Genomic DNA, 26,025 nt, shown 5'->3' on the forward strand with positions numbered 1-26,025 from the left:
GAACGGCTCGGCCCCCTCGTCCCGAGCCGTCACTGCGGTGGTTCCGTTCGTGGCTGGCTGATCCAGTCGCCCACGATCGCGGCGGCCAGCAGGTCGGCCTCCTGGGTCGGCATCCGGCCGTGCTGGATCAGGGACCGGGCGACGAGTGCCCGTACCTCGGCCCACTGGTGCGAGGTCAGCACCGGCATGCCGACTCCTGGCCCATCCGCCACCGGCTCGCCGTGATCGGCTCCGTCGGCATCCTGGTGTGTCACCGGTGTCAGGCCCAGCAACCGGCGGACGCTCCTTGTCCACGACACGGCCGCAGTCACCACACCCAGGCTGACGACGTACGACAGCACCTGCGCCGACGCGTCCAGCAGCACCGGGGTGAGGAGGTACTCGACTTCCGGCAGGCCCAACTTGAGTTGCCCGCTGCGCGGGTCACCACCAGCAAGAGCGCGTTTCGGATCAGCGATGTACGCGTCACGCAGCAGGTCGAAGACCCGCCGCTCCGCAGCGACCTGAGCAGGTCGGACCGATGCGGCGCGTTGCAGCATGATCCGAGCCAGCTCGGCCACCATCTGTTCGTCAACGGCTGGGGTGGTCCTCACGCGGCATCACCGGCGATGCCGTCGAATTGGACACCGGCTCCCGTGGTGAACACGTAACGTACTCGGATCGCCGGCCGATCGATCGCCCGGCGTATAACCAGAACCTGCCTGTCCTGCTGCATCACGCCACGATGATGCACGGTGAGACGCGCGATCGTCACTCAAAGTCACTGTCGTCTTATTGACGTGGCTGCACGGCAGCCGGTGATCATCAACCCGCGGTGGCCAACCCCACCGACAATCCCCATTTCGATGACCTGGGGGGGCATCTGCGAACAATCCGATGGGGCCGGCAGTGCAACAGAGCCGTCAGAGGTATTTGTTCGTCTACGTCGACTCTGATTGGTGAGGCAACGGGAACAGGTCAGCGTGGCGGCGAGGGCTGCTCCAGGGGGCGTCCGTGAGCGCGGATCGTGTCCGAGACGGCGACGCCGAGCAGGACGGCGACAGCTGCCAGCGCGACGACGAGGGGCGGCCGGCCGACCATCACCGGTGCCATGGCCACGAGGACGAAGATCCCGATCGGCCGTGGCCGGGACACCCGGGCGAAGGCCACGTACTCGAACAGTGAGCGCCCGGCGAGGAAGAGCGCGGGACCGCCGAGGATGGCCCCGACCCAGGCGGGCTTGGCGTCTCCGGTGGGATCTATGAGGGTGAGTTCGGAGCCGGCTGAGGCAGCGAGGATGCCCGCCACCATGAGCAGGTGGGCGAGCTCGGCCAACCGGCCGACCCGGCCGGGGTCGGCGGATGCCGCGATGGCCTCGCCCAGGATCTGACCGGCTCGGTAGAAGTAGATCCGCCACAGCAACACCGTGATGAGGAACGACACGGTGAGGGCCATTGTCCGTTCGGGCACGATCGGGCCGCGTAGAAGGCTCGATCCGGAGGTCAGGATCGTCTCCCCGAGCGCGACGATGACGAGCTGCCAGTATCGTTCGGCCAGGTGCTCGCCTGCGCCGGACCACGGGGACACCCGTGAGCGACCAAGCCTCGGGACCGGCCAGCCGATTCTGGCCCCGAGGTAGTCGATCGCCAAAGCCAGCGTCCACAGCGAATTGCGCGTCGCCTCCGGCGCGAAAGCTCCGGTGAGCCACGGCACGGCCGACGTGCCGAACCAGACGAGCGCCAGCGTGTTGACGCGGCGAAGGTTGTGACCCCGCACAATGAGCGCGAAGAAGAGGGTGCGGCCCACCTGGATCGCGACGTAGGTGCTCGCGAAGAGCAGGCCGGTATCGGCGAGAGCCCCTGAAATCGCGACCGCCAGGAGCAGGCTCCCGTACATCGTCGCGAGGACGACGAACTGGATTGCCGGCTGGAACGGATCGAATCTGCTCGTCACCCATGCCGTCTGGGTCCAGATCCACCACACCGCCAGGAACAGCAGCAGCGTCTCGCCGTTCTCCGCGAGGGACGTGGTCAGCCTCTCCGCGACGTGGCCCCTGGTGTAGTCCAGCACCAACTCGTGCACGATCCGGGTGAGGGCGAAGACGAACACGAGGTCGAAGAACAGTTCCAAAAAGGTCGGCCGCTGCGGACTCTCACGTCTGCGCAGCAGACTGGCCACTCTATTCGTCGTCACCCGTCCGCCCGCTTCGTCGGCTTGTTTCTGAAGCAGTCGTACCACGTCACCGCGCCGCTCACGGATGAGATGCCCACTCAACGACCAGGAGGCTCCAACTCGGAAAATTGCTTCATCTTTGCGGATAGCGGCGTGGTGGGGGCCGTGCCGGCTCGATTCCCCGGGTCGTCGGGCAGCGGCTGGCCGCCGACCGTATCGACCCGGGGAGTCGTCTCGCCGAGAGATGCTGACTGGTCAGGCGCAGAGAGCCTCATTCAGGAGCGCGTCGACCGCGGCGAAGACGTCGGCGTACTCACCGCGGAAGTTGGGCGTCAGCGCGACGGTCACCTGGTGGCGCCCGTCCTCATTAGAAAATGACCAGGATTGGTACGTCAGGGTGCCGCCGTCGTTGCCGTACACCCGGATTCCGCACGTGGTGTCTCGCCACGACAGTCCAAGCCCGTAACTACCGCCCTTGACAGCGGGTGCCTTCATCTCGGCGAGGAGGCGACGCGGCAGAAGACGCCCGCCCAGCAGTGCGGCGAAGAATCGGTTCAGATCAGTGGTTGTGGAGATCATCTCGCCAGCTGCGCCGAACACCGAGGGATTCATCCGGGTGTAGTCGAGAAGCTCTATTTCGCCGTCCTGCTGTGTCGGCAGGTAGCCGTGTGGATGCGGTCCGCGGATCTGCGGCGACGTCCCTGGCACTGCGGTGTCGCGCAACCGCAACGGCTGGATGATCCGGTGTTCGACCTCTTCGCGGTATGGCCGGCCGGTCACCTTCTCGATGATCTGGCCGAGCAGAAGATAGTTGGTGTTCGAGTACGCGTAGGCCGCACCCGGCTGGTCAGACGTCGGAGGGTTGGACACCGCCCGCCCAATGAGTTCGGCCGGGGTCCAGGTCCGCCATCGGTTGCTCAGGAACTCAGGCTCGGGCGGCATCGGCAGTGTCTGGACGTAGTCGAACAACCCGCTGCTGTGGTTGAGCAGATGGCGCACGGTAATGCGGTGACCGTCGGGAACGACTCCGGGCAGCCGCGATTCGACAGTGTCGTCAAGCCGCAGCCGACCCTCACCGACAAGCTGGAGGACGACGGTGGCGATGAACGTCTTCGTGATGCTGCCCACCCGGACTCGACCGTCAACCGGGACCGCCCTCGTGGTACCCAGTTCGGCCACACCGCTGGCGCCCTGCCAGATGCCGTGCTGGTCACGCACCTCCGCCAGCGCGCCCACAGTGCCAGCGGCTACGACGTCGTTCAGCCGACGCTGCAGTTCGACGCGATCCCTCTCCGCTGGCACAGCAGTGGCAGCGGCCGGGACGGCAATCACCGCCAGCACTGTCGTCGCGATCGTCATGGACCGGAGCACACGCTTCATTCGGCCTCCTTGAGCAATTCCGCTCGTCGGTTTTTACCGAAGATCACGCTAGGCAGGCGACCGCCCGGGCGGGACCCGGCTGACAGCCGTCTTTTTACTGGGGGGTTTCCCCCACTCCGGCCCTCGCGCAGCCGGCCCGGCGTGCTGCGCGCGGTCGTGGTGACCGGGGATGGTCACCGCCTGGTCGGGCTGTTCGGTCTGGGTCTGGGCGCGACCAGCCGGGCCTGGCAGGTGGGATTCGTGAGCAGAATGAGGGCCGGGCAGGGTAGGACAATGGCGGCATGGACCCTCCGGTGACGCCACCGACAGCGGACGCATCGTCCGGCGGCCAGGGTCGGGGCAGGAGGCCGTGGGCGGTGGCCCGCGCGGCGGTCGGAGCGCCGTTCACCCAACGACAGCTTCGCGAGCTGTCATTCTGCCTGGCCGGGCTGCCGTTCACGCTCATCAATCCACTGGTGCTCTTCGTTCTCACCGTGGACATCATCTGGTTCGTGGTCGACGGCGGGCGGGGTAACCCGTCGGCGGGCGAGATGGCCATCGCCTGTGCCTGCCAGGTACTGCTGCTCGTGCTGCTCGTGTCGACACCGGCGGCCCGGAGGCTCGGCTCACTGCAGCGCCTGCTCGCGACCCGGCTGCTCGGGACGCGAGTCGGGGAGCCGCCGCCGGTGCGGCGGCGCCCCGGCGGTCGGGCCTGGTCCGGGCCGGGCCCCGGGGACGTGGCAGGCTGGCGGGTCATGGCCTATCAGCTGGCCAAGCTGCCGGTCGGCCTGGTCGAGCTGTACGCCGTGTTCTTCTGGGTCGGCGGGCTGGTCAACCTGAGTTACCCGCTCTTGTGGGGGGCGTTCCGTAACCATCCGCCGGGAGTCCAGCTGAGTCCGGTGCCGGTGTTCACGCCGTTCGGGTTGTTCGGCGACGGCACGTTCCGCGTCGCGACCTTCCGCGGCACGTTCGCCGCCGCCGCGGCGGGAGCGGCGATGCTGCTGGTCGCCCCGTGGGTTACCAGGGCCGTCACGTCCGTCGACGACTGGCTGATCCGAGGCTTGCTCGGGCCTGGGCGGCTGGCGCAGCGGGTCCACGACCTGGAGCTGACCCGGGCGCTGGCCGTGGACGACTCCGCCGCGATGCTGCGGCGGCTCGAGCGGGACCTGCACGACGGCGCGCAGATCAGGCTGGCCACCTTGGCCATGAACCTCGGTATGGCCCGGGAGAAGCTCGGCGACGGCGGCGAGGTTCCCGACGCCGCAGCTGCCCGCGAACTGGTCGACGCCGCCATCCGGGGCGCCAAGGACGCGCTCGGCGAGCTGCGCGGCCTGGTCCGCGGGATCCACCCGCCGGTGCTCGACAACGGGCTGGCGGACGCCCTCGCGTCGTTGGCCGCCGACAGCGCGATTCCTGTCGAGCTGCAGGTCGACCTCCCGGTCCGGCCCGCTCCTGCGATCGAGACCATCGCGTATTTCTGCGCTGCCGAACTGCTGGCCAACGCGGCGAAACACAGCCTCGCCAACGCGATCGACGTCCGGGTCGTCGAACATCGGGACGTGCTGCTGCTCAGCGTGACCGACGACGGCACGGGTGGTGTCGACTCGGGCCGGGGCAGTGGCCTGCGCGGGCTGACATCTCGGGTCGCCGTGGTGGATGGCCGGCTCACCATCACGAGCCCACCTGGCGGCCCAACGAGGATCGCCGTCGAGCTACCGTTCCGCGCATGAATGCGCGGGTCGTCATCGCCGAGGATGCGGCTTTGTTCCGGGCGGGGCTCACTCGGCTGATCGAGGACCGCGGCCACCAGGTGTGCGCTGCCGTGGGCGACGGCGACGCGCTGCTGGCCGCCGTGGCCGAGCATCAGCCCGACGTGGTGGTGGTCGACATCCGGATGCCACCAACGCACACCGACGAGGGAGTTCGCGCCGCGCTCGAGATCCGCCACCAGCATCCCCGCACCGGTGTGCTGATGCTGTCGCAGTACATCGAGACCAAGTACACCTCCCGGCTGTTGGAGGGCAATGCGGCAGGTGCCGGCTACCTGCTGAAGGAACGGGTGGCCGACGTCGCCGAGTTCGCCGACGCGCTGGAGCGGGTCGCCACGGGCGGCACGGCGCTGGACCCTGAGATCGTCGGCCGACTGCTGCGGGCCAGCCGCCGCGCCGACGGCGTAGCGACACTTACCGCACGCGAACGCCACGTGCTCGCGCTCATGGCGGAGGGGCGGTCGAACGCAGGCATCGCCGGCACGCTCCTGGTGAGCGACGGAACCGTGGAGAAACACGTCACCAGCATCTTTGGCAAGCTGGGCCTCGCCGCCGGGGACGCCGACAACCGTCGCGTCCTCGCGGTCCTGCGCTACCTCAATTGACCAGGCACTCCGGGGAAATCACCGGCCCGGTACGCGAACGGGGCGCAACAGGGTCGATCTCAGCGCGCACCCTGGGGGGATCGTCGGTGTCCGCGAGGCGACGCGACCCGGTGCCTCACGACCGATGAGGCGTGGCGCAACGCTCAGGCTCACGCAGGTCCAGCTGCGCTGTGGACGTGCTAGCCGGCGATGGCCTCGCGCTGGATCTGCTCGAACTGGGCGGCCATCGCGGCGGCCAGGGCCTGCGCGGCGGACAGCGGGCGAATCATGACCGTGAGCTCATCGATCAGGCCGCTCTCGTCCAGGTGAAGGAAGTCGCAACCTTCGACGGCGACGTCGCCTATCCGCGCCTCGAATACCAGCGCGTGATCGCGATCGCCGTCACCGCTCAGCTCGCTGACGTACCGGAAGTCCTCGAACACCCGCAGCACACCGCGCAGGATCGCCGCGGTGATTGCCTTGCCCGGATACGGCTTGAACGCCACCGGGCTGCGGAAGACCACATCGTCGGCCAGGGCCGCCGCCATGGCGTCCGCATCGCGTGCTTCAACCGCCGCGCGAAAGTCGATCATTGTGTCAGCGTACGGGGTTTTCCTGGCCGCCGGTCGATCGGCGCTTGGCCGTCCTGTGGGTCGTTCCGAACGGGATGGGAGGCTGAACGCGTGGCTTCCCGATCGACGTGCACGTGGACAGGTCTCGGCTGCCCGACGGCTTGGTACCCACCGTGGACGCGTCGGTGTATCTGAAGTCCGGCGAAAGCGCTGTGGAGGGTCACGGAACCGAGCTCCCAGTGCGGCAGACCGGCGGCATCCTCGCCCAGGTGGAGATTGTCGCTGGGTTTCGAGACTCGTACGTCACTGGCGCCCGCCAGTCCCTGAGCCGACGCGACGCCCGCCGGTGACGCCCGGATGAGCCTGGTGTCGGCGTTCGTACCGATCTGGTTCCTTACCGCGGTCGGCTACGCGGCCTGTCGTTGGGGTCTGCTGGGCGAGGCGGTGGCGTCGGTGCTCGGCCGGTTCGTCTTCCATCTTGCGATGCCGTCCGCCCTGTTCCTGACGCTGTCCCGAATGCCGCTCTCCGGGTTCGCCGGCCGCTCGCTGCTCGCCTTTGGAGTGAGCACCGCCGCGGTCGTCGGGTTCGGGTGGGTCGCCGCGAGCCGGCTGTTCGGTCGCGGGCCCGGCGAACGGCCGATCTGGGGCATGGCCGCCGGGTACGTGAACTCGGCGAACCTCGGCATCCCGATCGCAACGCAGGTTCTCGGCAACGTGTCGTTCCTGGCGGAGGTGGTGCTGCTGCAGGTGCTGGTGGTGACGCCCGTGATCCTGGTCGCCCTGGACCGGCACAGCGACCCGGCCGGGCGGGTACGGGTCCGCCGTATCGCCTCTCTGCCGGTCCGCAACCCTGTGATCCTGGCGTCGCTGCTCGGTGTCGCGTGCTCGGCTGCCGGCCTGCAGTTGCCGTCGGCGGCCGCCGCGTCGCTCACCCTGCTGTCGGGCGCCGCGGTTCCGACCGCCCTGGTCGCGCTCGGTGCGTCGCTGCACCCCACCGCGCCGTCACGGGCAGAGCCGGCAGAGCGGCCCAGGCTGGCCGAGCTGGCCGTGATCAGCGCGCTGAAGCTCGTCGCACAGCCGGTCATCGCGTACGCGGCCGGGCTGGCCCTGCACCTGTCCGCGCCGCAGTTGCTCGCCGTGGTGGTGTGCGCGGGCCTGCCGACAGCGCAGAACACGTTCATCTACGGCCAGGAGTACGGCGTCGGCGAGACGGTGGCCAACCGGGCGGTGCTGGTGACCACGACGCTGTCGCTGGCCACAGTGGCCGCGGCGGCGGCGCTGCTCGGGTAGGTCCGTCAGCTGTAACGCACCCCAAGCGACGTCAGTGCGAGCTGGCCGATGTGCGGCTTGAGGTCGGGTACCGCCGGGTGCCCAGACGACCAGTATTGCTAGGACGTCATACGTGTGATGTGATCCTGGTCATGAGTTTCGCGTGCGTTTCCGCCGCATGACGGTCCAACGCCGCTGCACCCCTGCCCGTCGTCCATCTCGGATGGAAGGAACCACGGTGGCTCCAGCTTTCAACCGCACTTCGCGAAGATCTACACCGTCTCCCAAGATTGTGAAGATCGTGACCGGCGTGATTGCGACAGCGGTCGCGACTACTGCAGCAGTCGTCGTGGCGCAGCCGGCGTACGCAGCGACAGCTATCTACGCGGCGCCAGCGGGCTCCGGAACGGCCTGCTCGGCGTCGGCGCCGTGCAGCATCGGGCAAGCGCAGGCCCAGGTTCGATCGGCGCCGGCTGGCGACGTCACGGTGCAGCTCGCCGCGGGGACGTACCGGATCTCCAGCCCACTCCAGTTCCGCGCAGAGGATGGCGGTCGCGGCGGAACGGTCCTGTGGACCGCAGCCCCCGGCGCCAACCCGCTGATCACCGGCGCGCTCGACGTCTCCGGATGGTCGCTGCATGACGCCGCGTCGAACATCTACGTCGCGAACGTCCCGGTGGGTCTCGAAACGCGGCAGCTGTACGTGAACGGCGTCAACGCATCCCGCGCGGCAATCAAGCTCAACAACTCCGACATCACGCTGACGGCGACCGGGATGAGGGTCAACAACTCAGCTCTGAACTACCTGAGCACCCTGCCTCAGCAGAACCGCATCGAGTTCGAGAGCATCGCCGCATTCACGAATCGCTATGCCCAGGTCGCCAGCATCAGCGGAAACGTGATCACGATGGCCCAGCCGGGATGGAACAACAACACCTGGGGCTACGACACCGTGCAGAGTTCCCTGATCGGAGGGCCAACCTACTTCCTCGGGAATTCTCTGCGCTTCCTGACCACTGTCGGGCAGTGGTACATCGATCCCGCTGCGGGGAGGCTGTACTACAAGCCTGCGCCGGGGGTCCATCCCGACCAACTTGACATCGAGTTGCCCCGCCTGCAGAGCCTGCTGAGCATCGGCGGCACCTACAGCAATCCGGTCTCGAACCTCGCGTTCCGGGGTATCAAGTTCTCGGGGACGTCCTGGCTGGGGCCCTCCTCAGTAGAAGGTTACGCCAACCAGCAGAACGGCACCTTCCTCAAGGGTACGTACAGCTATCGGCCGAGCGACGCCTTCACCAGCTGCGCACGCGGCTGCACGATGTTCGAGCGGGCAAGGAACACGTGGCTTCAGGAGCCCGCCGCCGTTCAGGTGTCGGCGGCCAACCACATCGCCTTCACCGACAACACCTTTGCCAACCTCGGTCAGTCGGCGCTCGGTATCGGTCAGGACGCGAACGCGATGGTGTCGGGGGTCGGCCTGGGCGCGAGCGACATCGACGTGATCGGTAACAAGTTCACGGAGGTCTCCGGTCACGGTATCGCCGTCGGCGGAATCCAGCCCGACGCTCACCACCCCAGCGATCAGCGCATGGTCAACAAGAACGTCCGCATCGAGGACAACACCGTCAATCGGGTGGCCGTCGATTACAAGGACAACTCGGGCATCTTGAGTACCTACGTCACCAACGCGCGCATCGTCCGTAACGAGGTCGCGAACGTTGCCTACGACGCGATCGACACCGGGTATGGATGGGGCAGCCATGACCCCGGTGGCTCGAACGAGTATGCCAACCGCGGTTACTACAACTACAGCACGCGTTACACGACTCCAACGACGTTGCGCGACAACTACGTAGCGAACAACCTGGTGCACAACACGAAGGCCAGGTTCCACGACGGCGGCTCGGTGTACAACCTGTCCGCCAGTCCCGGCACGGTCCTTGAGGAGAACTACCTCTACAACGTGTCCGGCGTCGGGCTCTACCTCGACGAGGGCACGCGTTACACAAACTATCGGAACAACGTCCTCCAGGGCTCCAGCCCATGGGTGTTCACAAACTCCTACGGGACGGCGCACAACACAAGCGACAACATGATTACCGGTAACTGGTACAACTCCGGTGGTGCCCAGATTCCGGACGCGGCCATGCACAACAATCAGGTCACCGGCAACATTCAGGTCTCCGGCACGGCGTGGCCGACCGGCGCGCAGGCCGTGATCTGTGAGGCGGGCGTCGCGGCGCAGCGCCGAACGGAGCTCAACGCGAACCTGTTCGCGCCCAACGGCACCTGCGGTCAGACTGGTTCGCCCGTTGCTGCCCCCTATCTCACTACTGCGACATCCGCTGCCAGTTCGTTCTTCGCCCAGTCAGGTTCGCGTTTCGCCCTCTCTGCCGCCGGCGCTGATGTCTGGAGCGGCGCGGGTGACGAGTTCGGGGCGATCTATCAGGACAACTCCGTCACCTCGGGCACGAGCGTGAGCGCCAAGGTCGACTCGCTGAACGATTCCCATGCCTACGCCAAGACCGGCGTGATGATCCGCAACGACATGACGAGGCCGGGATCCTCCAACGGCTATGCGCTGGTCGCGGTCACGAGGACGAACGGGGTCCTCTTCGAGTGGGATTCCAACGGCGATGGGTACGTCGACAGCGAATCCAAGGCGAGCGTCGACACGTACCGCCCGGTCTGGGTCAAGCTCACCCGAAGTGGGAACCAGGCCACTGCCTACTACTCCTACGACGGTGCCAACTTCATCCAGATCGGTTCATCCGTAACGCTGACCGGTGCCAGCGCCACGCAGGACGGCGGCACTTTCACCACGTCGCACGACCGCACGCAGCGGGCCATCAACGTCGTCAGCGACCTGCGCATCTCCGGATCGCAGAATGTGCCGACCGTCCAGATCGTCGGCGGTCCGTCGGGTCGATGTGTCGACGCGCCTGGTACGAGCACGACCAACGGCACGCAGGTACGACTGTGGGACTGCAACGGGGGCGGCAACCAGCGCTGGACCTACACCTCGGGCAAGCAGTTGATGGTCTACGGCAACAAGTGCCTGGACGCCAGTGGCGGAGGTACCAGCAACGGCGTGAAGGCAATCATCTGGGACTGCAATGGTCAGGCCAACCAGCAGTGGAACCTGAACTCCAACGGCACCATCACCGGGGTGCAGTCGGGGCTGTGCCTGGACGCTAGTGCCTCCGGCACCGTCAACGGCACCCTCATCCACCTGTGGACCTGCCATGGTGGCAGCAACCAGCAGTGGAGTCAGCGGAGCTAGTGCCTCGTGCGGGAAGCTCGCCCACAAAATTGTGCGAGTGACTTGAGGATCTCTTCGGCGGTCCTGGTCCAGATGAACGGTCGTGGGTCGCTGTTCCAGTCAGCGATCCACGACCGGATGTCGGCTGCGAGGGACTGCACGGACTTGTGGGTACCGCGGCGGATCCTCTGGTCGGTGAAGATCCGAACCCGGAGGCCCCGGCGGACACCTCCTGCCCGGGTGGGCGGGCCTCCAGATGGGCGGGTTCCTGGCCCTCGGGCTGGCCGGGCAAGCCCGGCGCGGCCCACCCCGGAACAACCGGTGGCAATCCCTCGGGACGAGCATCCCGATGCATCGTCGGGCGTCGACGCGGCTACCGCCAGCGGGTCGGCCCACTCATCGACGTCCTGAGGCAGGGGTAGGGATTCGACGCGCAGGCCCCGCTCGCGCAGGGCCGTCCCGGTCAGTGCGGTGGACATCGGCGCCGCCGTCAGCACGGCGGCGGGGGGGTCGCGCTCGTCCGTCGAGGGCCTACGCCGGCTCGCGTACGCCGCCGGCGTTGCCTCCATCGTCCGGCATTGGTTCGGCCGGGGCTTCTGGCAGTTCGTCCGGCGTGCCGGGCAGGAGGACGCTCGCGTCGTCGGGCACCGGCTCACGCGGGTCGATGGGCGGATACTGTTCGGGGTCGAGATCCGGTCCAGTCATCAGGCGAGTATCCGTCGTCTTCGGGTCTGCCGCTCGTCGGGCCCGCGTCACCCGGTCGCTGGCCGGGCGGCGAGCATGACCGCGCGGCGTCTGGTGGTCCACACCATCGGACGTTGGTGCATCATGGTTGCCCATGTTCGTGGACCAGCGGCAGTTCCCCTTCCTGCCGAGCTTCGGGCCCAGTGGGTTGCCATTCGAGATGAATGCCTTGCTCTCGCGCTTGAGACCTACCAGCCGACTCGTCACCTGAACGCTTCCAGCCGCACCCGGCTCCGGTGACCTGCGCATTGCTCGAATGCGCGGTAGTCGACAGTGGCGGCCGGTCTCGTGGTAGCAACCTCATCGCCTGGCCGCCTGAACGATGTCCGGGCCGCCGGTGTGCGGCGGCGGGAGGGAGCCGGGGTAAGGCCGCGGCGGCGCCGCCACGCAGCACGGCAGGGCGCTCCCTCCCAGCCGGCACACCAGTCAGGACGGTTCATAGGCCAGATTGGGTCGCAGCCATCGTTCGACGTCGGCGACGCTGGTGGCGCGGCGGGCGGCGTAGTCTTCGATCTGGTCCTTGCCGATGCGGCCCACAGTGAAGTATTTCGCCGCCGGGTTGGCGAAGATCAGCCCACTGACGCTGGCTGCCGGCGTCATCGCGAAGGACTCCGTCAGGCTGATCCCGAGCTCGTCGGCCTTCAGCAGGTCGAACAGTTCCCGCTTCTCGCTGTGGTCTGGGCTTGCGGGATAGCCGAGCGCCGGTCGGATGCCCCGGAAGCGTTCGGCGTGCAGGTCGGCGAGGTCCGGCATGGCGTCTGGTTCGAACCAGTCGCGGCGGGCCTTCAGGTGGATGTACTCGGCGAAGGCTTCGGCGAGCCTGTCGGCCAGCGCCTTGACCATGATTGCGCGGTAGTCGTCGTGCTGGGCCTCGTAGTAGGCGGCCAGGGAGTCGGCGCCGTGGATGGTCACGGCGAAGCCGCCCAGGTGGTCGCCGTCGGGGGCCACGTAGTCGGCCAGGCAGCGGTTGTCGCGGCCGGCCGGTTTGACCGTCTGCTGGCGTAGCATCGGCAGGCGCACCCCGTTGCCGAGGACGATGTCGTCGCCCTCGGAGCGCGCGGGCCAGAAGCCGTAGACGCCTCGGGCCTGGAAGGAGTCGTCCTTCGTGATCTTGTCCAACAGTGTGTTGGCGTCGTCGTAGAGCTCGCGGGCGACCGGCTGGTCCAGGATCGCCGGGAACTTGCCCTTGAGTTCCCAGGCCAGAAAGAGGAACTGCCAGTCGATCATCTCGCGCAGCTCGGGAAGGGTGGGCTGGACCGTCCGCCGGCCGGTGAAGTCCGGGGTCGGCAGGTCGGTGAAGTCGACCTCCTCGCGGTTGGCGCGAGCCTCAGTCAGGGCGAGCATCGGCTGGGAGCGCCGGTTGGCATGCGCCTCGCGCAACTGCTCCTGCTCGACGCGGTTGGCGCGGTCCAGTTCGCGGGCCCGGCCATCGTCGAGCAGGTCGGACACCACGCCGACGACCCGGGACGCGTCGAGCACGTGCACTGTTGTGCCGTCGTACGCGGGGGCGATGCGCACGGCGGTGTGTTGACGCGATGTCGTGGCCCCGCCGATCAGCAGGGGCATCTTGAGGCCGCGGCGCTGCATCTCGGCGCCGACTGCGACCATCTCGTCGAGCGATGGCGTGATCAGGCCGGACAGGCCGATGGCGTCAGCTCCCTCGGCGACGGCCGTGTCCAGAATCCGGCCGGCCGGAACCATCACGCCCAGGTCGATGACCTCGTAGCTGTTGCAGCCCAGGACCACGCCGACGATGTTCTTGCCGATGTCGTGCACATCGCCCTTCACGGTCGCCAGCACGACCTTGCCCTGCCCGCGGCCCGGGTCGATCCGGCCCTCGAGGCGGGCCTGCTCCTTCTCGGCTTCCATGAACGGTTCGAGGTAGGCCACTGAGCGCTTCATCACCCGGGCGCTCTTGACGACCTGCGGCAGGAACATCTTGCCGGCGCCGAACAGGTCGCCGACGATCTTCATTCCGTTCATCAGCGGACCCTCGATGACATCGAGGGGTCGGGCGAGGCCCTGTCGGGCCTCCTCCGTGTCCTGTTCGATGAAGTCGACGATGCCGTGGACCAGCGCGTACGACAGCCGCTCGTGCACCGGCGCCTCGCGCCAGGACAGGTCGACCGCACGCTTCGTGCCGGAACCGGTAACGGTCGACGCGAAGGCGACCAGGCGGTCGGTGGCGTCCGGGCGCCGGTCGAAGATCACGTCCTCGACGAGTTCGACGAGGTCGGCGGGGATATCGGCGTACACGGCGAGCTGGCCGGCGTTGACGATGCCCATGTCCAACCCGGCGCGGACAGCGTGCAACAGGAACGCGGAATGCATGGCCTCGCGAACCACGTCGTTGCCGCGGAAGGAGAATGACAGGTTGGAGATGCCTCCGCTGGTGCGGGCACCCGGGCAGCGCGCCTTGATCAGCGGGAGGGCGTCGATGAAGGCCTTCGCGTATCCGTTGTGCTCGGCGATCCCGGTGGCGACCGCGAGGACGTTCGGGTCGAAGATGATGTCCTCCGGCGCGAACCCGACCTGCTCGACGAGCAGATCGTAGGCCCGGCCGCAGATGGACACCTTGCGTTCGGTGGTGTCGGCCTGGCCCTGTTCGTCGAAGGCCATCACCACCACGCCGGCGCCGTAGTCGTGAATTCGGCGGGCCTGAGCCAGGAATGCCTCAGTGCCCTCCTTGAGGCTGATCGAGTTGACCACGCCCTTGCCCTGCACGCACTTGAGGCCGGCCTCGAGGACCGACCACTTCGAACTATCGATCATCACTGGGATCCGGGCGACCTCAGGCTCGGTGGCGATGAGGTTGAGGAAGGTCGTCATGGCGCGCTCGCTGTCGAGCAGGTCCGCGTCCATGTTGACGTCGAGCAGGTTGGCGCCACCGCGGACCTGCTCCAGGGCCACGTCGACCGCGCCCTGATAGTTGTCCGACTCGACGAGCCGGCGGAACTTGGCCGAGCCGGTGACGTTGGTGCGCTCACCGATCATCACGAACCCGGTGTCGGGTCCGATCGCGAACGGTTCCAACCCACTGAACCGGGTGGTCTGCGGCAGGGCGGCGACCGTCCGTGGCGGTGTGCCGGCCACGGCGGCGACGATCCGGGCGATGTGCTCCGGTGAGGTGCCGCAGCAACCGCCGGCGATGTTGAGCAAGCCGGACGCGGCAAACTCGCCGAGCAGGCCGGCGGTCTCCTCCGGCGTCTGGTCGTAGCCGCCAAAAGCGTTCGGCAGACCGGCGTTGGGGTGACACGCCACGTAGGTGCCGGCGATCTTGGAAAGCTCCTCGACGTGCGGGCGCATCTCGGCCGCGCCCAGCGAGCAGTTCACGCCGACGACCAGCGGATCGGCCCGCTCTATCGAGCGCCAGAAAGCCTCCACGGTCTGCCCCGACAGGGTCCGGCCGCTCAGGTCGACGATGGTCACGGAGATCCACAGCGGCAGCTGCGGCGCGACCTCACGGGCCGCGGCGATTGCGGCTTTCGCGTTCAACGTGTCGAAGATCGTCTCGATCAGAAGCAGGTCGACACCGCCCTCGGCCAGGGCCGAGATCTGCTCCGCGTACGCCGCGCGCACTGCGTCGAAGTCGACGGCACGATACGCCGGGTCCTCCACCCGCGGCGACAGCGACAGCGTCACGTTCAGCGGCCCGACCGAGCCGGCCACGAACCGGCCACCGAACTCGTCCGCCGCCTGCCGGGCCAGCCGCGCGCCCTGAACGTTCATCTCACGAACCAGTGACTGGAGCCCGTAGTCGGCCTGGCCGATGCTCGTCGCCGTGAACGTATTGGTGGTGGTGATGTCGGCGCCGGCGGCCAGATACCGCCGGTGTACGTCCAGAATGACGTCCGGTCGGGTGAGGTTGAGCAGGTCGGGATCACCGCTGACGTCCTGCGGATGGTCGACAATCAGGTCGCCCCGATAGTCCGCGGCGGTGAGCTGCGCGCCCTGCAACATCGTTCCCCAGGCGCCGTCCAACACCAGAACGCGCTGGGACATCAGCTGCCGCAGCGACGATGCGGTGTCTTTCTGGCTCAATAACGCGCTCAAGCGGTCGCCTCCGAAGCTCGGAGGCGCCCTTGTCGAAGAGATGGGGGCCGAGCGTGGCGGGCTCCGCCCGTCGCAGCGCCTCTCGACCCGACAGGCAGATGCTACCCGACCCGTCCGCCTGGAGGTCCCCGTACGGCGTCGGCGTCTGGCCGCCACGGTCACGCGCCATGCCCGATCGTGACGAGCCCACGCCCATCACTGGCGATGCGGCGCCGGGGCCTCCCATGTTCGTCGGGACCGTTATCGTGTGCGGTGGCACAAACGTTGCGAGGTGCCCTGCGCGAGTGGGGAGAATCGGGAAGCCGGTGTGAGTCCGGCACGGGCCCGCCGCGGTGACCGGGGAGCTGCCACCCACGCGTACCAGACGCAGCCACTGACCCTGCGGGGTTGGGAAGGCGGGTGACCAGCGTAGATCCGGGAGTCCGAAGACCGGCCTCGCGTCATCGCCCCCTCAGGGGCACGAGCGCAGCGGGAGCCTGCCTTGGACACCGGCCTCTACGAGACCATCCACCGCCGCCGGGACGTACGTGCCCAGTTCACCGGGGCGCCGATCCCCGACGAGACGTTGAACCGGGTCCTCACGGCGGCGCACGCCGCGCCGAGCGTCGGCCTCTCCCAGCCCTGGGACTTCATCCTGGTCCGCGATCCCGAGCTGCGGCAGGAGTTCCACCGGCACGTGGAGCGGGAACGGGACACCTTCGCGGCCACTCTCGAGGGTGCGGCGGCGGAACGCTTCAACCGGATCAAGATCGATGGCGTACGGGAGTCGACGATGTCAGTCGTCGTCACGTACGACCCCGAGCGGGGCGGGCCGGCCGTGCTCGGCCGTCACGCGATCGCCGACGCCGGCCTCTACTCGGTCTGTCTGGCGATCCAGAACCTGTGGCTGGCCGCAACCGCCGAGCAACTCGGGGTCGGCTGGGTCTCGTTCTACCGGGAGCCGTTCCTACGCGACCTGCTCGGCATCCCGGCCACCGTCCGCCCGGTGGCGTGGCTCTGCCTCGGCCCGGTCACCCATCTGGAGCAGACGCCGGACCTGGAGCGGCACGGCTGGCGCCAGCGAAGCCCGGTGTCATCGGTGATCCACCACGATCGTTGGACGACGGAGTGACCGAGTGGTTGTGGCGGCGCTCCCGCGCCAGGCAACCGGCGTGCATGTTCGAGGCGGACCCACGCCACCAGTCAACCCGTGAGCCATAACCCGGGGCACGGCACCATCTCGCCACGCGGCACCGGCAGCGGTCGATCGGGGAGCACGCCCCCGATCGCCGCGCCTTGTCAGCGGCGGCAGAAGAGCTCAGTTGATCGCGCATGTTCGGAAGGTGGTGGGATCCGGCGGGGGCCTGGTCGGGCTGTGGCACGGTGGATTGCTGAGCGACAACAGCGCGCTTCGGACTCCCTCTTTTCCGTTCGCTCGGTTCAGGCGTATCGCGGTGCGTCACGTTGACGCTCATAGTCGGCGACCGTCGGGACGGCGGGCAGGACGAGCAGCAGGACCAGGTACGGCACTGCCAGTAGTCCACCGGTGAGCACGGTCAACAGCAGCACGACGGTTCGTACCCAGTCGACGCGGAACCCGCCGTACGCCGCGATCCCGAGGCAGAGGCCGCCAAACCATTTGCCTTCATCGATCCGGCGCCAGAACCGGCCACGCGACCTCCCCTCGGGTGAAGGCGGCGAGGGGCGTGCGGGGCTCACCGGCCCGAGCTCAGCCAGGATCACTGTCATCTGGGCACCGGTCACCGAAGCGTCGCCCAAGCCTGTGAAAGCGCTCAACCGGTCGCCGATCGCGCACTCGAGATCTCGGACGATCTCGTCAGCGTCTGGGTCGGAGCGCAGCGCGCTCCGCGCATCGTCGAGGTACCGCCGCAGGGCGTCGCGTGCTTCGCTGGTGGCCGGGAAGGCCGCGACATGCCCGGTGAGGCGAATGGATATCGGCTCAGTCATGGGTCATCGTCCAATCGAGTCAATGACGTGGGTCAGCTCGTTCCAGTACTCGCGGAACGCGGCAAGCTGGCCTCTGCCGGCATCCGTCAAGGAGAAGTACTTCCGGGGCGGTCCTGACGGCGACTCACGCCACTCGTGGTGCACAAGCCCGTCTCGCCGGAGTTTGCTCAGCAGCGGGTACAGCGTGCCTTCCTGCGCGGGGAAGCCTGCCTCCTGCAGCGCGGCGAGGATTTCCGCCGCGTACCGCTGCTGGGACTCGACCGCAGCCAGTACGAGTGGTTCGAGCAGGCCGCGCCGCAAGGCTACGAGCTTTGGATCGGTCTGCATGATGCTACCTTGCCAGAGCAAGGTACCTGTTGCAAGATGGAGCACCTGCGGGCTCCGGTCCGCGCTGTGCGGGTGAGTTCTGGCCGGGATCGGCAGGGGCTCTTCGGCAGGAGCCGACGCCGCCCTACCGCCTCCGCCGGTCGTGGCAGCATGGCTTCGGTGACTGCCGCTATCGACTGGCACGACTGGCACCTGCCCTACGACGACGACACATCGCCGTTGTCGCGGAGGCTTCGGCTCGTTCAGCAGCACATCAGCGAATGGCTTGACCACCGGCCGGACTCCTCGCTCCGGATCGTCAGCGTGTGCGCGGGACAAGGGCATGACCTCATCGGCGCCCTTGCGTCGCGGTCGGACGCCGACCGGGTATGCGCAGAGCTGATCGAGTACGACCCTCGCAACGTGGCCGCCGCCCGGATGGGCATCGCCGCCGCTGGTCTCAACGGGATCACCGCCACCCAAGCCGATGCTGGCGACTTCGCCGCGTACCGCAGGGCCGCCCCTGCCGATTTGGTCGTTCTCGCCGGGGTGCTGGGCAATATCAGCGACGGCGACGTGCGAGCAACGATCAACGCCTTGCCGCGGCTGTGCGCAGCCGACGCAACCGTGATCTGGACCAGGACGCGCCGCAGTCCCGACCTCACCCCGGCGATACGCGGCTGGTTCACCGACGCCGGCTTCGCCGAGGAGGCATTCCACGCACCACCTGACGTGCTGTTCTCTGTCGGCGCTCATCGGTTCCACGGACAACCTCAGCAGGCGCGACCCACCGGCAGAATCTTCACCTTCACCGCGTGAGTGGCCGATCGCGATGGCTATATGTCGCCGCGAGGTGATCACAGTGCCCTGCCCGGCGTGCCCGACCTGTTCCCACGGGCACGGCCTCACTGTCCGCCGTCACGGACGCCACGCTCATCAGCGGCAGATCCGGACGCGTCGGATCGGTACGGGCCGTGCGGGCCACCGGTAGGTTTGCCCGCATGTCACCGATCCCGACGCCGCTGCTACCCGAAACCCGGCGCGCGCTGGTTCACCGGCTGGCCACTGGTCAGGTAGCGGGCCGGGCGCCTTCGGTCGTCGCTGCCGTGGTGCGTGATGGCCGTCCTGTGTGGGTGGACGGGTGGGGAACTGTGGACGGCAGGGTGCCGGATGGCAACCTCCAATACCGGATCGGCTCGATCACCAAGACTTTCCTGGCGGTGCTGGTGCTGCGCCTGCGCGACGAGGGGCGACTCGCGCTCACCGATCCACTGGCCGAGCACCTGCCGGGCACGGCGGCGGGCCAGGCCACGGTCGGTGCGCTGCTGGCGCACACCGCTGGGCTGATCGCTGAGGCGCCCGGCCCGTGGTGGGAGCGAACCCCGGGCACGCTACGGCCCGACTTGGCCGACGTGCTGGGCAGCGATCCGCAGGTGCATCCCGCCGGACAGCGCCACCACTATTCCAACCCCGGCTATGCGCTGCTCGGCGCGCTGGTGCAGCGAGTTCGGGGGCAGGCCTGGGGCGAGGTGCTGCGGCGCGAGGTGCTGGAGCCGCTCGCGATGACCCGCACGACCCTGCTGCCCGTCGCGCCACACGCCACGGGCTGGGCGGTGCACCCCTGGGCCGATGTGCTTCTGGCGGAGCCGGCCGTGGACACCGGTCTGATGGCGCCTGCCGGGCAGCTGTGGTCGACCGCGACGGACCTGGCGAGGTTCTCTGCGTTCCTCATCGACGGCGACGACCGGGTGTTGCATCCGGACACCGTCGCGCAGATGCGCACCCCGGCGAGCCCGCCGGAGGCGACGGACTGGGACAGGAGCTATGGGCTTGGCATGCAGCTGCTGCGCCGCGACGGCCGGCTGTTGGCCGGGCACACCGGCTCGATGCCGGGCTTTGTCGCGACCGTGTGGGTCGACCCCGATGACGCTCTGGGCGCGGTCGTCATGGGTAACGTGACCGCCGGCCTGTCCGCCGGTGCTCTCGCCGCTGATCTGCTGCAGACGGTCGCCGAGCGGGAGCCGCGGATCCCTGCGCCGTGGCGACCGCTGCCCTCAGTTGATCCACAGCTACTGGATCTCGCCGGCCCGTGGTACTGGGGGCCGGCCCCCTATGTGCTGCGCCCGCAGGCTGATGGCTTCGTGGAGTTGGCCCCGCTGTCCGGCGGGCGCGGCACCCGGCTGCGCCCCACCGACGACGGCGGCTGGGAGGGGATCAACGGCTACTTCGCCGGCGAACGGCTGCGGGTGCAACACGACGCGACTGGCGCCGTCAGCCACCTCGATCTTGGCACTTTCATCTTCACCCGGCAGCCCTACGACCCCGCGGCGCCAGTGCCCGGCGGTACCGACCCGGCCGGTTGGCGGACCGGCTGACCTCACGAACGATCGGATCGCGGCTAGTTAGCGGACATCGCCCGGCCGATGCCCGGGAGCACCTTGGCTGACACCCTCGGACTCGCCGAAGAGCTCACCAACCTGGAGGGGCTGGTCAGTGAGCCATTTTCATCGTGACAGTGGAGGTCACGGTCGAAGATCGAAGACAGCAAAGGGCGTCTTCGACGACACGGTGGATCTCGGCGATCTCGTCGACGAGGCCAACAAGTGCCCGTGCAACGGACCGAACAAGGACGGCGACTACGAGTGTGACGCGAAGGCCGACAAGCCGGTCGGCCGGACGTCGAAGGACAGTGGCGCACAGATCACGAGTTGTTACATGGTTGGTTCAGGACAGGTGGGGCGGCGTGCGAACGAGGTACCCGATTCCCTGCAAGGACTGACGACCTTAAGGTTGGCCGGCCGGGGTGTGCAATGCCCTGGCCGGCCATTTCGTGAAGGGGGCGCGGCGGTGGGGCTCGATGTGTATATCGAGAACCAGGTGCACGAGCAACGCTATGCCGGCGTGGAAGCAGGCTCCTCGCTGCAACGCCTGGTGGCGGCGAGCGACCGGGAGCGGCACCACCTGGTGTCGAGGATCGATTCCTACGGCGACACCATGATCAACCTGATCCAGCTGCCGCAGCTGACCGCGGAGCTGGACGAGATCGCGAGCCGCAACCCCGAGCTCCGGGTCGACGTGCAGGCGCTGGGGGCGCTCATCGAGGAGGCGACCCGGGCGCGCGGATATCTCTGGATCTCCGGTGACTGAGGCCGGCTCCGGCCGGGACAGATAGGTTGGTCGCAGAACGTGCAGGTACGGTCGGTCTGACGGCCTGATGTGGACATGGGGCGAGGCTCCCGGTAGGAAAGCAGTCGAGCAAGATCCGATGCCCCAACCGGGAGCCTCGCTGCGCTGTCTCACCCTGCCGCGATTCCGCTGTCCACCCGAACCCTGAACCACCTCGCCGGCCTCAGAAGAGGTTGCCGACCCGGACGGCTGCGAACTCGGTGGTGTGAGCAATGGACCAGGCGTGAGGATGCGTCCATGACGCATGATCCGTTGCTTGCTCGGGCTCGGAGGGTTTGGCTCAAGATGGCTGGCGTTTCGATGGACTTCCCCGTTGGCGGTGGCGTTGAGGTAGCCGTCTCGGCCAGGTCCCGGCTCTGTCCACCGGGCTGGGTCGGGATCGTCGGGTTGGGCGACGCCGTCGTCGTCACCGTGCCGACGGGTAGGTGGGCTGGGATCGTGCGTACGGTGCTGCACGAGTTACCCGTCGGGGTTTTGACCGACGCTGACCGGCTGCGTGCCGTCCTGCCGATCGCCGAGGTGCTGGGTCCGGCGAGCCTGGCCTATCTCGATGAGTGCGACTTCCAGCCGGCCGGACTCGATTCCGTGGATGTGGTCCCTGGCGAACATGCCGATCTCGCCGGGCTTCTGGCCTCTGTCGCAACGGACGACGCCGACGAATGCGGGTTGGCCGACATCACCTCCGACGCGTTCGTGGTGCGCCGCGGGAATCGCGTTGTCGCCGCAGCTGGCTACCGACGCTGGCCGGGGCTTGTCGCCCACCTGTGCGTACTCACTGAGCCGAATCATCGTGGACGCGGGCTGGCGCCTGCCGTTGCCTCCGCAGCAGTCGCAGACGCTTTGGCAAACCGTCTGCTGCCGCAGTGGCGGGCTCGACCGTACCCATCGCGCCAAGTAGCGCTAGCCCTGGGCTTCCGTCAGCTTGGCGCCCAGCTGAGCATCCGGATCCGAGTCTCAGCCCAAACGCCACTTCGGCGCCTACCTGAACGACCGCGCCGAACGCGGCGCGAGTCGCGCGATCCGCGGCATGAGAGCGCCTGCGTGGCATGATCACGTTATCGGGTAAGTCCGTGCGGCAGACCGCTGAAAAATTCGCTCGAAATCCGCCGTGATGGGCTTCCTGGTGAAGCGGAGCGGTCGGTGACCACCACCGCCAACCGGTCGCAACGGGGTTCACAGGGGAGGCACTGATGACGGAGTGGCCGGATCCGACGGTGTATCTGCCGTACATCGTGGAGATCGAGCAGGAAGATGGCGAGGTTCGGTCGTACCCGGCCCATTTCGTGACGATGACACCGGACTTCGTCTTCGTCCGTGATCCGGCTGGCGGGTCGGCGAGTCTTCCGACGCGCTCGGTGCGTTCAATCAGGGTCGCGGTGCAGGATCTGCCGGCAGACCACGACTCGTTGCGGGCCGAATATCCCAACGCCTATCAGCCCTGGCACCCGCTCGACGAACTGAGCCTCGAAGACATGCACAAGTTGAGTGGGACGCCCGCGTACGCGCAGCTGCGCCGCCGCCCACCGGCGCACCTCGTCATCAAGGCACGCGAGCGCGGCTACGACCCCACCGCCATGCTGAACGCCATCGAGAAAGAGTCAAAACCCGAGCCGCACTCGTTGGAGGCGCTGTATGCGAGGCGCTCCGCTGAGAACGACTACCTCGTCATCGTCAAACCGGGAATCGATCCCTATCAAATACTCAGTCGGCACCAGCTTTCGCCCAACGACTTGTACCGCATCGTCGGCTCTTGGGGATTCGGCGCCAGGCTGACCGGCCTGCAGTTGGAACAGTCGCCGAGGGCCGGGGTCGCGGCACTTTCCGGAGACTCGGACATCGATCGCATCGAGCCCGACCCCGATCGGCTTGCACCGCATTTCCGTGCCCCACAGGAACGGCGTGTCGATGGTGGGTACATAGTCTCCGTTCGTTGCGGCGGTGATCCGCTTACCGTCGCCGCGCGAGCCGGGGTCTCCCCGAGCAGAGTGTTCGACTTCATCAACAGCTTCTCCGCTGACATGACTGACGCTCAGGTTCAAGCTCTGCGCCGGGACCCCGACGTGGTGCAGATCGAGGACAATGCGACTGTCGAGCTGGACTGCTGATCGTGCGGCTGGCTGACGTCTGACTCCGCCACGACGATGTGCGGAATGCGTTTGCAGCCGACGATGCACTGTTCTCGGCATGAGCGGACGCCGCTGAACCGACGACCGCGAGCAAACCGGCCGACTTCTTCGGGTAGCACCCGGTCAGTGCGATGTTGCGGACGTCCGGGTCTGCGAGGCGGCGTCAGCCGCAGGGCGTACGCGGTCGTGCTGTGTCGGCTGGAGCTGCGGCATCAGCGGAAGCAGCACGACATCCTCGTCGGCAGACTCCGACGGGCCGACAGCCCAGCCTGTCGTCGTTCCCACCAGCGCACGTTCTGACCTTTCCCCGTGACCAGCCAAGGCTAGAGGAAAGCGCTGCGTCGTCCACGCAGGTTTGCGCCGTCGAGCGACGGCTCACCGAAGTCCTCGTAGCCAAGAGCACTGCACGCGCCCGCTCCCCCGGTGCCGAGCTGCACGACCAGCCGTCGCGGTGCGGTCGCAAGGGAATCGAGGCGTCCTCGGTGCTTCCGTCCACTCTGAGTGATGGGCGTCCGCCCAGATGACGATCGGGAGTGACGGTAGAGGGCGGAGCGGCGCGACGGTTGCAGTGCGAGGCATGGAGTTTCAACGACCCTGGCTCCGCCCCGGGCCGGGGCGGAGCCGACATGGTCAGCGCAGTTCGCGGAAGGTGTCGCGGAGGTCGGCAATCCATGCCTCGGGGTTCTCGAGGGCTCCGAAGTGGCCGCCCTTACGGTGCGCCTTGACGTTGACGGGGTTGTACCAATCGCGGGTAGGACCGTTCTCGAAGGCTGCGATGCGTTCCTCTGGTGTGCGGACGCCGATCGGGTTGACGTCGCCGAGCAGCAGTGTGAAGCCCGCCGGCGCCTCGATCTGCGGTTTGCGGTCGTGCGACGGCGTCCATGGATAGCGTTCCGCGTTGCGGTAGACACGCAACGATGATCCGATCGCTTGATTGACCCAGAAGATGGTGGCCGCGGTGAGGATGAAGTCGCGGGGGAAGACCTGGTGGAAGTCGTCGGTCCAGCGGTCGCTCCACGTCTGCCACTTGCGCAGCAGCCATGCGAGCATGCCAGCCGGAGAGTCGTTCCAGCCGTGGGTGACGGTCTGGCCGTCAAGCATGTGAACCGTGACGTGTGCGGCGTAGGTCTCGATGAACTTGCGCATGTCGGCTCGGAGCAACTCGGGGGCGTCCGGCGGAAGGTTGGTGCCACCGGTCAGGTCCCAGAAGCGGTCGCCGCTGAAGATGCCCGGCACCATTTCCACACCGGTATGCAGACCGTAGAGGTCCTTGGCGTATTTGTGGCCCAGCTGAGCTTGGATGAGGGCACCGTAGTCAGAGCCGCCGACGGCAAATTTCTCGTAGCCGAGGACGCCAGTCATCAACTCGTGGAAGATGTCGGCCATCTTCCAGTAGTTGAGGTCGCCGCGTCCGAGGGGCGTGGAGAAGCCGAAGCCCGGCAGGTCCGGCACGATGACGTCGAAGGCGTCGCCGGGATCGCCGCCGTGCGCGGCCGGGTCGGTCAGCGGGTGGATGATTTTGTTGTACGAGGTCGACGGCCATGGCCAGCCGTGCAGAAGCAGCAGCGGGATGGGCTTGGGGCCCTTGCCTGGTTCGCGGATGAACTGAATGGGGGTGCCGCCGACCTCGATGCGGTGCCGGGTGTAGGTATTCAGCTCTTTCTCGGCCTGGCGCCAGTCGTAGCCGTCGGCCCAGTATTCGATCAGCGGCTTGAGGCGCGCGGTGCTGAGGCCGTAGTACTCGTCCTCGTTGTCGAGATCCTGGGCGAACCGGGTCGCCTTCAGGCGGCGCTTGAGGTCGTCGAGAGCCTCTTGCGGGACGTTGATGGTGAAACGCTCGAGTTCCATGTGAGTGCCTTTCCAGTTCGGGGATCAGTAAGTGAAGTCGAGGCGCAGCCGGGTCTGCACGAGCTCGGAGATCTGCCAGGAGCCGTCGACCCGCGCCTGAAACGCGCGTGATAGTGGCCGTAGCCGTGCATGCCCTTGAACGGGAAGTCGTCGGAGACCGGGGCGTCGTCCGGGCGGATGATGATGTCCTCCATGGCGAAGACGCCTCGGGCGTCGTCGGCCGCGTCGACGTCGATCTCGTCGGAGAAGAGATGGTGGATGAGGGTGTCGCCAGGGGTGTTGCTGCCGCCGATGGTCGCCGCGATCTGCTCGCGACCTTCCAGCCGCAGCCAGGCGGTGCCGTCCGGCTTCTCGCTGAAAATGGACCGAACAGTCCAAACTGAGTGCCGGATGTCACATGCGAAAGCGGGGTTCGCCTGCCATCTCGGCTCGGTCTGGCTGCTGACGACCGGCGTAGAAGCCAACGCCGGTCACGCAGGACCATCGGCCCGTTCGCGCCCGGTCATGAGCGACCGCGCGCGGGCCGCCTCGTGATGCAGTCAGGGCAAGGCCACCTTGCCTGTCGCCCCAGCTCAGGCCCATGGCCGGAGGAGTTGCCGGAGTAGGCCTCTGGAAGGATCGGATCCAGGTACCGGACCGGGACGCGATCGTGGACCGTGATTCTGCTGGTGGGTACGCCGGAAACGCGGGTGACCAGGAGCAGGATGTCGAAACGACCACAAGAACATCGTGTCCTGGCACGTGTACGACAAGGCCCCCCGACCTGCTGGTGAGCAGCATCCGTCGCTTCTTCCGCCAACTCCCCTGACCCACACCCCAGCAGGTACGCCCGCCGCGCGTACCCCTGAT

Annotated in this window: 21 protein-coding genes, 1 pseudogene and 1 riboswitch; of the genes and pseudogenes, 11 read left to right on the plus strand and 11 right to left on the minus strand. The window is 67.6% G+C overall.

The window, feature by feature from the left end; translation table 11 throughout:
• Nucleotides 1–29: 29 nt before the first annotated feature.
• The 4 genes from AB0K35_RS04210 to AB0K35_RS04225 all read right to left on the minus strand — a co-directional run bounded on the left by AB0K35_RS04210 (nt 30) and on the right by AB0K35_RS04225 (nt 3,531).
• Nucleotides 30–593 (minus strand): hypothetical protein, encoded by a 564-nt coding sequence (locus AB0K35_RS04210; protein ID WP_363883651.1) that lies wholly within the window; start codon nt 591–593, stop codon nt 30–32.
• Nucleotides 590–754, minus strand: a complete 165-nt coding sequence (locus AB0K35_RS04215) for a hypothetical protein (RefSeq protein WP_357361568.1) — start codon at nt 752–754, stop codon at nt 590–592. Before AB0K35_RS04215 ends, AB0K35_RS04210 begins: the two co-directional genes overlap by 4 nt.
• A gap of 203 nt (nt 755–957) precedes the next feature.
• Nucleotides 958–2,253, minus strand: coding sequence for a low temperature requirement protein A (locus tag AB0K35_RS04220; protein ID WP_363883653.1), 1,296 nt, complete (start codon nt 2,251–2,253; stop codon nt 958–960).
• Between the two features lie 153 nt (nt 2,254–2,406).
• A complete protein-coding gene (locus AB0K35_RS04225; RefSeq protein ID WP_363883655.1) occupies nt 2,407–3,531 on the minus strand; it encodes a serine hydrolase domain-containing protein in 1,125 nt (374 codons plus the stop codon).
• A gap of 281 nt (nt 3,532–3,812) precedes the next feature.
• Here AB0K35_RS04225 and AB0K35_RS04230 point away from each other — a divergent pair, with 281 nt between their 5' ends.
• Both AB0K35_RS04230 and AB0K35_RS04235 read left to right on the plus strand, forming a co-directional pair.
• Nucleotides 3,813–5,240, plus strand: a complete 1,428-nt coding sequence (locus AB0K35_RS04230; RefSeq protein WP_363883657.1) for a sensor domain-containing protein — start codon at nt 3,813–3,815, stop codon at nt 5,238–5,240.
• On the plus strand, nt 5,237–5,884 hold the full coding sequence (locus tag AB0K35_RS04235) for a response regulator transcription factor (RefSeq protein WP_363883659.1): 648 nt from the start codon (nt 5,237–5,239) through the stop codon (nt 5,882–5,884). Before AB0K35_RS04230 ends, AB0K35_RS04235 begins: the two co-directional genes overlap by 4 nt.
• 179 nt (nt 5,885–6,063) lie before the next feature.
• Here the strand turns inward: AB0K35_RS04235 and AB0K35_RS04240 are convergent, their stop codons facing one another.
• Entirely contained in the window at nt 6,064–6,456 is a 393-nt protein-coding gene (locus AB0K35_RS04240; protein WP_238668116.1) for a nuclear transport factor 2 family protein, read from the minus strand.
• Nucleotides 6,457–6,792: 336 nt separating this feature from the next.
• On the opposite strand from AB0K35_RS04240, the gene AB0K35_RS04245 reads away from it, so the two are divergent.
• Nucleotides 6,793–7,725 carry an AEC family transporter gene (locus AB0K35_RS04245; protein ID WP_363883661.1) on the plus strand — a complete coding sequence of 311 codons (933 nt, stop codon included), beginning with the start codon at nt 6,793–6,795 and terminating at the stop codon, nt 7,723–7,725.
• A 271-nt stretch (nt 7,726–7,996) separates the two neighbouring features.
• Complete coding sequence (locus AB0K35_RS04250; protein WP_238668118.1) at nt 7,997–10,987, plus strand: ricin-type beta-trefoil lectin domain protein; 2,991 nt, start codon at nt 7,997–7,999, stop codon at nt 10,985–10,987.
• A gap of 510 nt (nt 10,988–11,497) precedes the next feature.
• On the opposite strand, the gene AB0K35_RS04255 is transcribed toward AB0K35_RS04250, so the two are convergent.
• Nucleotides 11,498–11,671: a hypothetical protein gene (locus AB0K35_RS04255; RefSeq protein WP_238668119.1), complete on the minus strand. Its 174-nt coding sequence runs from the start codon at nt 11,669–11,671 to the stop codon at nt 11,498–11,500.
• A 465-nt stretch (nt 11,672–12,136) separates the two neighbouring features.
• On the minus strand, nt 12,137–15,751 hold the full coding sequence (metH, locus tag AB0K35_RS04260) for a methionine synthase (protein WP_363883778.1): 3,615 nt from the start codon (nt 15,749–15,751) through the stop codon (nt 12,137–12,139).
• Between the two features lie 264 nt (nt 15,752–16,015).
• Nucleotides 16,016–16,216: riboswitch (cobalamin riboswitch) on the plus strand.
• A 28-nt stretch (nt 16,217–16,244) separates the two neighbouring features.
• Here metH and bluB point away from each other — a divergent pair.
• The gene (bluB, locus tag AB0K35_RS04265) at nt 16,245–16,874 is read left to right on the plus strand and encodes a 5,6-dimethylbenzimidazole synthase (RefSeq protein WP_238668120.1); all 630 of its coding nucleotides are present in this window, start codon (nt 16,245–16,247) and stop codon (nt 16,872–16,874) included.
• A 308-nt stretch (nt 16,875–17,182) separates the two neighbouring features.
• Here bluB and AB0K35_RS04270 read toward each other — a convergent pair whose 3' ends face one another.
• On the minus strand, nt 17,183–17,710 hold the full coding sequence (locus AB0K35_RS04270) for a PspC domain-containing protein (protein WP_363883664.1): 528 nt from the start codon (nt 17,708–17,710) through the stop codon (nt 17,183–17,185).
• Nucleotides 17,711–17,713: 3 nt separating this feature from the next.
• Nucleotides 17,714–18,037, minus strand: a complete 324-nt coding sequence (locus AB0K35_RS04275) for a PadR family transcriptional regulator (protein ID WP_363883666.1) — start codon at nt 18,035–18,037, stop codon at nt 17,714–17,716.
• Nucleotides 18,038–18,196: 159 nt separating this feature from the next.
• Here AB0K35_RS04275 and AB0K35_RS04280 point away from each other — a divergent pair, with 159 nt between their 5' ends.
• The 6 genes and pseudogenes from AB0K35_RS04280 (at nt 18,197) to AB0K35_RS04305 (ending at nt 23,307) form a co-directional block, all read left to right on the plus strand.
• Complete coding sequence (locus AB0K35_RS04280) at nt 18,197–18,835, plus strand: class I SAM-dependent methyltransferase family protein (RefSeq protein WP_238668123.1); 639 nt, start codon at nt 18,197–18,199, stop codon at nt 18,833–18,835.
• Between the two features lie 182 nt (nt 18,836–19,017).
• Nucleotides 19,018–20,391, plus strand: a complete 1,374-nt coding sequence (locus AB0K35_RS04285; protein ID WP_238668124.1) for a serine hydrolase domain-containing protein — start codon at nt 19,018–19,020, stop codon at nt 20,389–20,391.
• A gap of 118 nt (nt 20,392–20,509) precedes the next feature.
• Nucleotides 20,510–21,163 carry a hypothetical protein gene (locus AB0K35_RS04290; protein WP_238668125.1) on the plus strand — a complete coding sequence of 218 codons (654 nt, stop codon included), beginning with the start codon at nt 20,510–20,512 and terminating at the stop codon, nt 21,161–21,163.
• A 144-nt stretch (nt 21,164–21,307) separates the two neighbouring features.
• Nucleotides 21,308–21,406, plus strand: a pseudogene (locus AB0K35_RS04295) (IS5/IS1182 family transposase); the annotation flags it as partial.
• A 33-nt stretch (nt 21,407–21,439) separates the two neighbouring features.
• Complete coding sequence (locus AB0K35_RS04300; RefSeq protein ID WP_363883669.1) at nt 21,440–22,252, plus strand: GNAT family N-acetyltransferase; 813 nt, start codon at nt 21,440–21,442, stop codon at nt 22,250–22,252.
• A 140-nt stretch (nt 22,253–22,392) separates the two neighbouring features.
• Nucleotides 22,393–23,307, plus strand: coding sequence for a protease inhibitor I9 family protein (locus tag AB0K35_RS04305; protein ID WP_363883671.1), 915 nt, complete (start codon nt 22,393–22,395; stop codon nt 23,305–23,307).
• Between the two features lie 651 nt (nt 23,308–23,958).
• On the opposite strand, the gene AB0K35_RS04310 is transcribed toward AB0K35_RS04305, so the two are convergent.
• Complete coding sequence (locus AB0K35_RS04310; RefSeq protein ID WP_238668128.1) at nt 23,959–25,176, minus strand: epoxide hydrolase family protein; 1,218 nt, start codon at nt 25,174–25,176, stop codon at nt 23,959–23,961.
• On the minus strand, nt 25,110–25,640 hold the full coding sequence (locus AB0K35_RS04315) for a nuclear transport factor 2 family protein (protein WP_363883673.1): 531 nt from the start codon (nt 25,638–25,640) through the stop codon (nt 25,110–25,112). Before AB0K35_RS04315 ends, AB0K35_RS04310 begins: the two co-directional genes overlap by 67 nt.
• Nucleotides 25,641–26,025 lie beyond the last annotated feature (385 nt).

Source organism: Micromonospora sp. NPDC053740 (genome assembly GCF_040677775.1).
Taxonomy (GTDB): domain Bacteria; phylum Actinomycetota; class Actinomycetes; order Mycobacteriales; family Micromonosporaceae; genus Micromonospora; species Micromonospora alfalfae.

Bases quoted from the DNA above. Each gene is read 5' to 3' on its own strand.
- AB0K35_RS04305 (WP_363883671.1), top strand. From the start codon at position 22,393: ATGACGGAGTGGCCGGATCCGACGGTGTATCTGCCGTACATCGTGGAG.
- AB0K35_RS04300 (WP_363883669.1), top strand. From the start codon at position 21,440: ATGACGCATGATCCGTTGCTTGCTCGGGCTCGGAGGGTTTGGCTCAAG.
- AB0K35_RS04240 (WP_238668116.1), bottom strand. From the start codon at position 6,456: ATGATCGACTTTCGCGCGGCGGTTGAAGCACGCGATGCGGACGCCATG.
- AB0K35_RS04255 (WP_238668119.1), bottom strand. From the start codon at position 11,671: ATGACTGGACCGGATCTCGACCCCGAACAGTATCCGCCCATCGACCCG.
- AB0K35_RS04230 (WP_363883657.1), top strand. From the start codon at position 3,813: ATGGACCCTCCGGTGACGCCACCGACAGCGGACGCATCGTCCGGCGGC.
- AB0K35_RS04285 (WP_238668124.1), top strand. From the start codon at position 19,018: ATGTCACCGATCCCGACGCCGCTGCTACCCGAAACCCGGCGCGCGCTG.
- AB0K35_RS04270 (WP_363883664.1), bottom strand. From the start codon at position 17,710: ATGACTGAGCCGATATCCATTCGCCTCACCGGGCATGTCGCGGCCTTC.
- AB0K35_RS04245 (WP_363883661.1), top strand. From the start codon at position 6,793: ATGAGCCTGGTGTCGGCGTTCGTACCGATCTGGTTCCTTACCGCGGTC.
- AB0K35_RS04275 (WP_363883666.1), bottom strand. From the start codon at position 18,037: ATGCAGACCGATCCAAAGCTCGTAGCCTTGCGGCGCGGCCTGCTCGAA.
- AB0K35_RS04225 (WP_363883655.1), bottom strand. From the start codon at position 3,531: ATGAAGCGTGTGCTCCGGTCCATGACGATCGCGACGACAGTGCTGGCG.
- AB0K35_RS04310 (WP_238668128.1), bottom strand. From the start codon at position 25,176: ATGGAACTCGAGCGTTTCACCATCAACGTCCCGCAAGAGGCTCTCGAC.
- AB0K35_RS04235 (WP_363883659.1), top strand. From the start codon at position 5,237: ATGAATGCGCGGGTCGTCATCGCCGAGGATGCGGCTTTGTTCCGGGCG.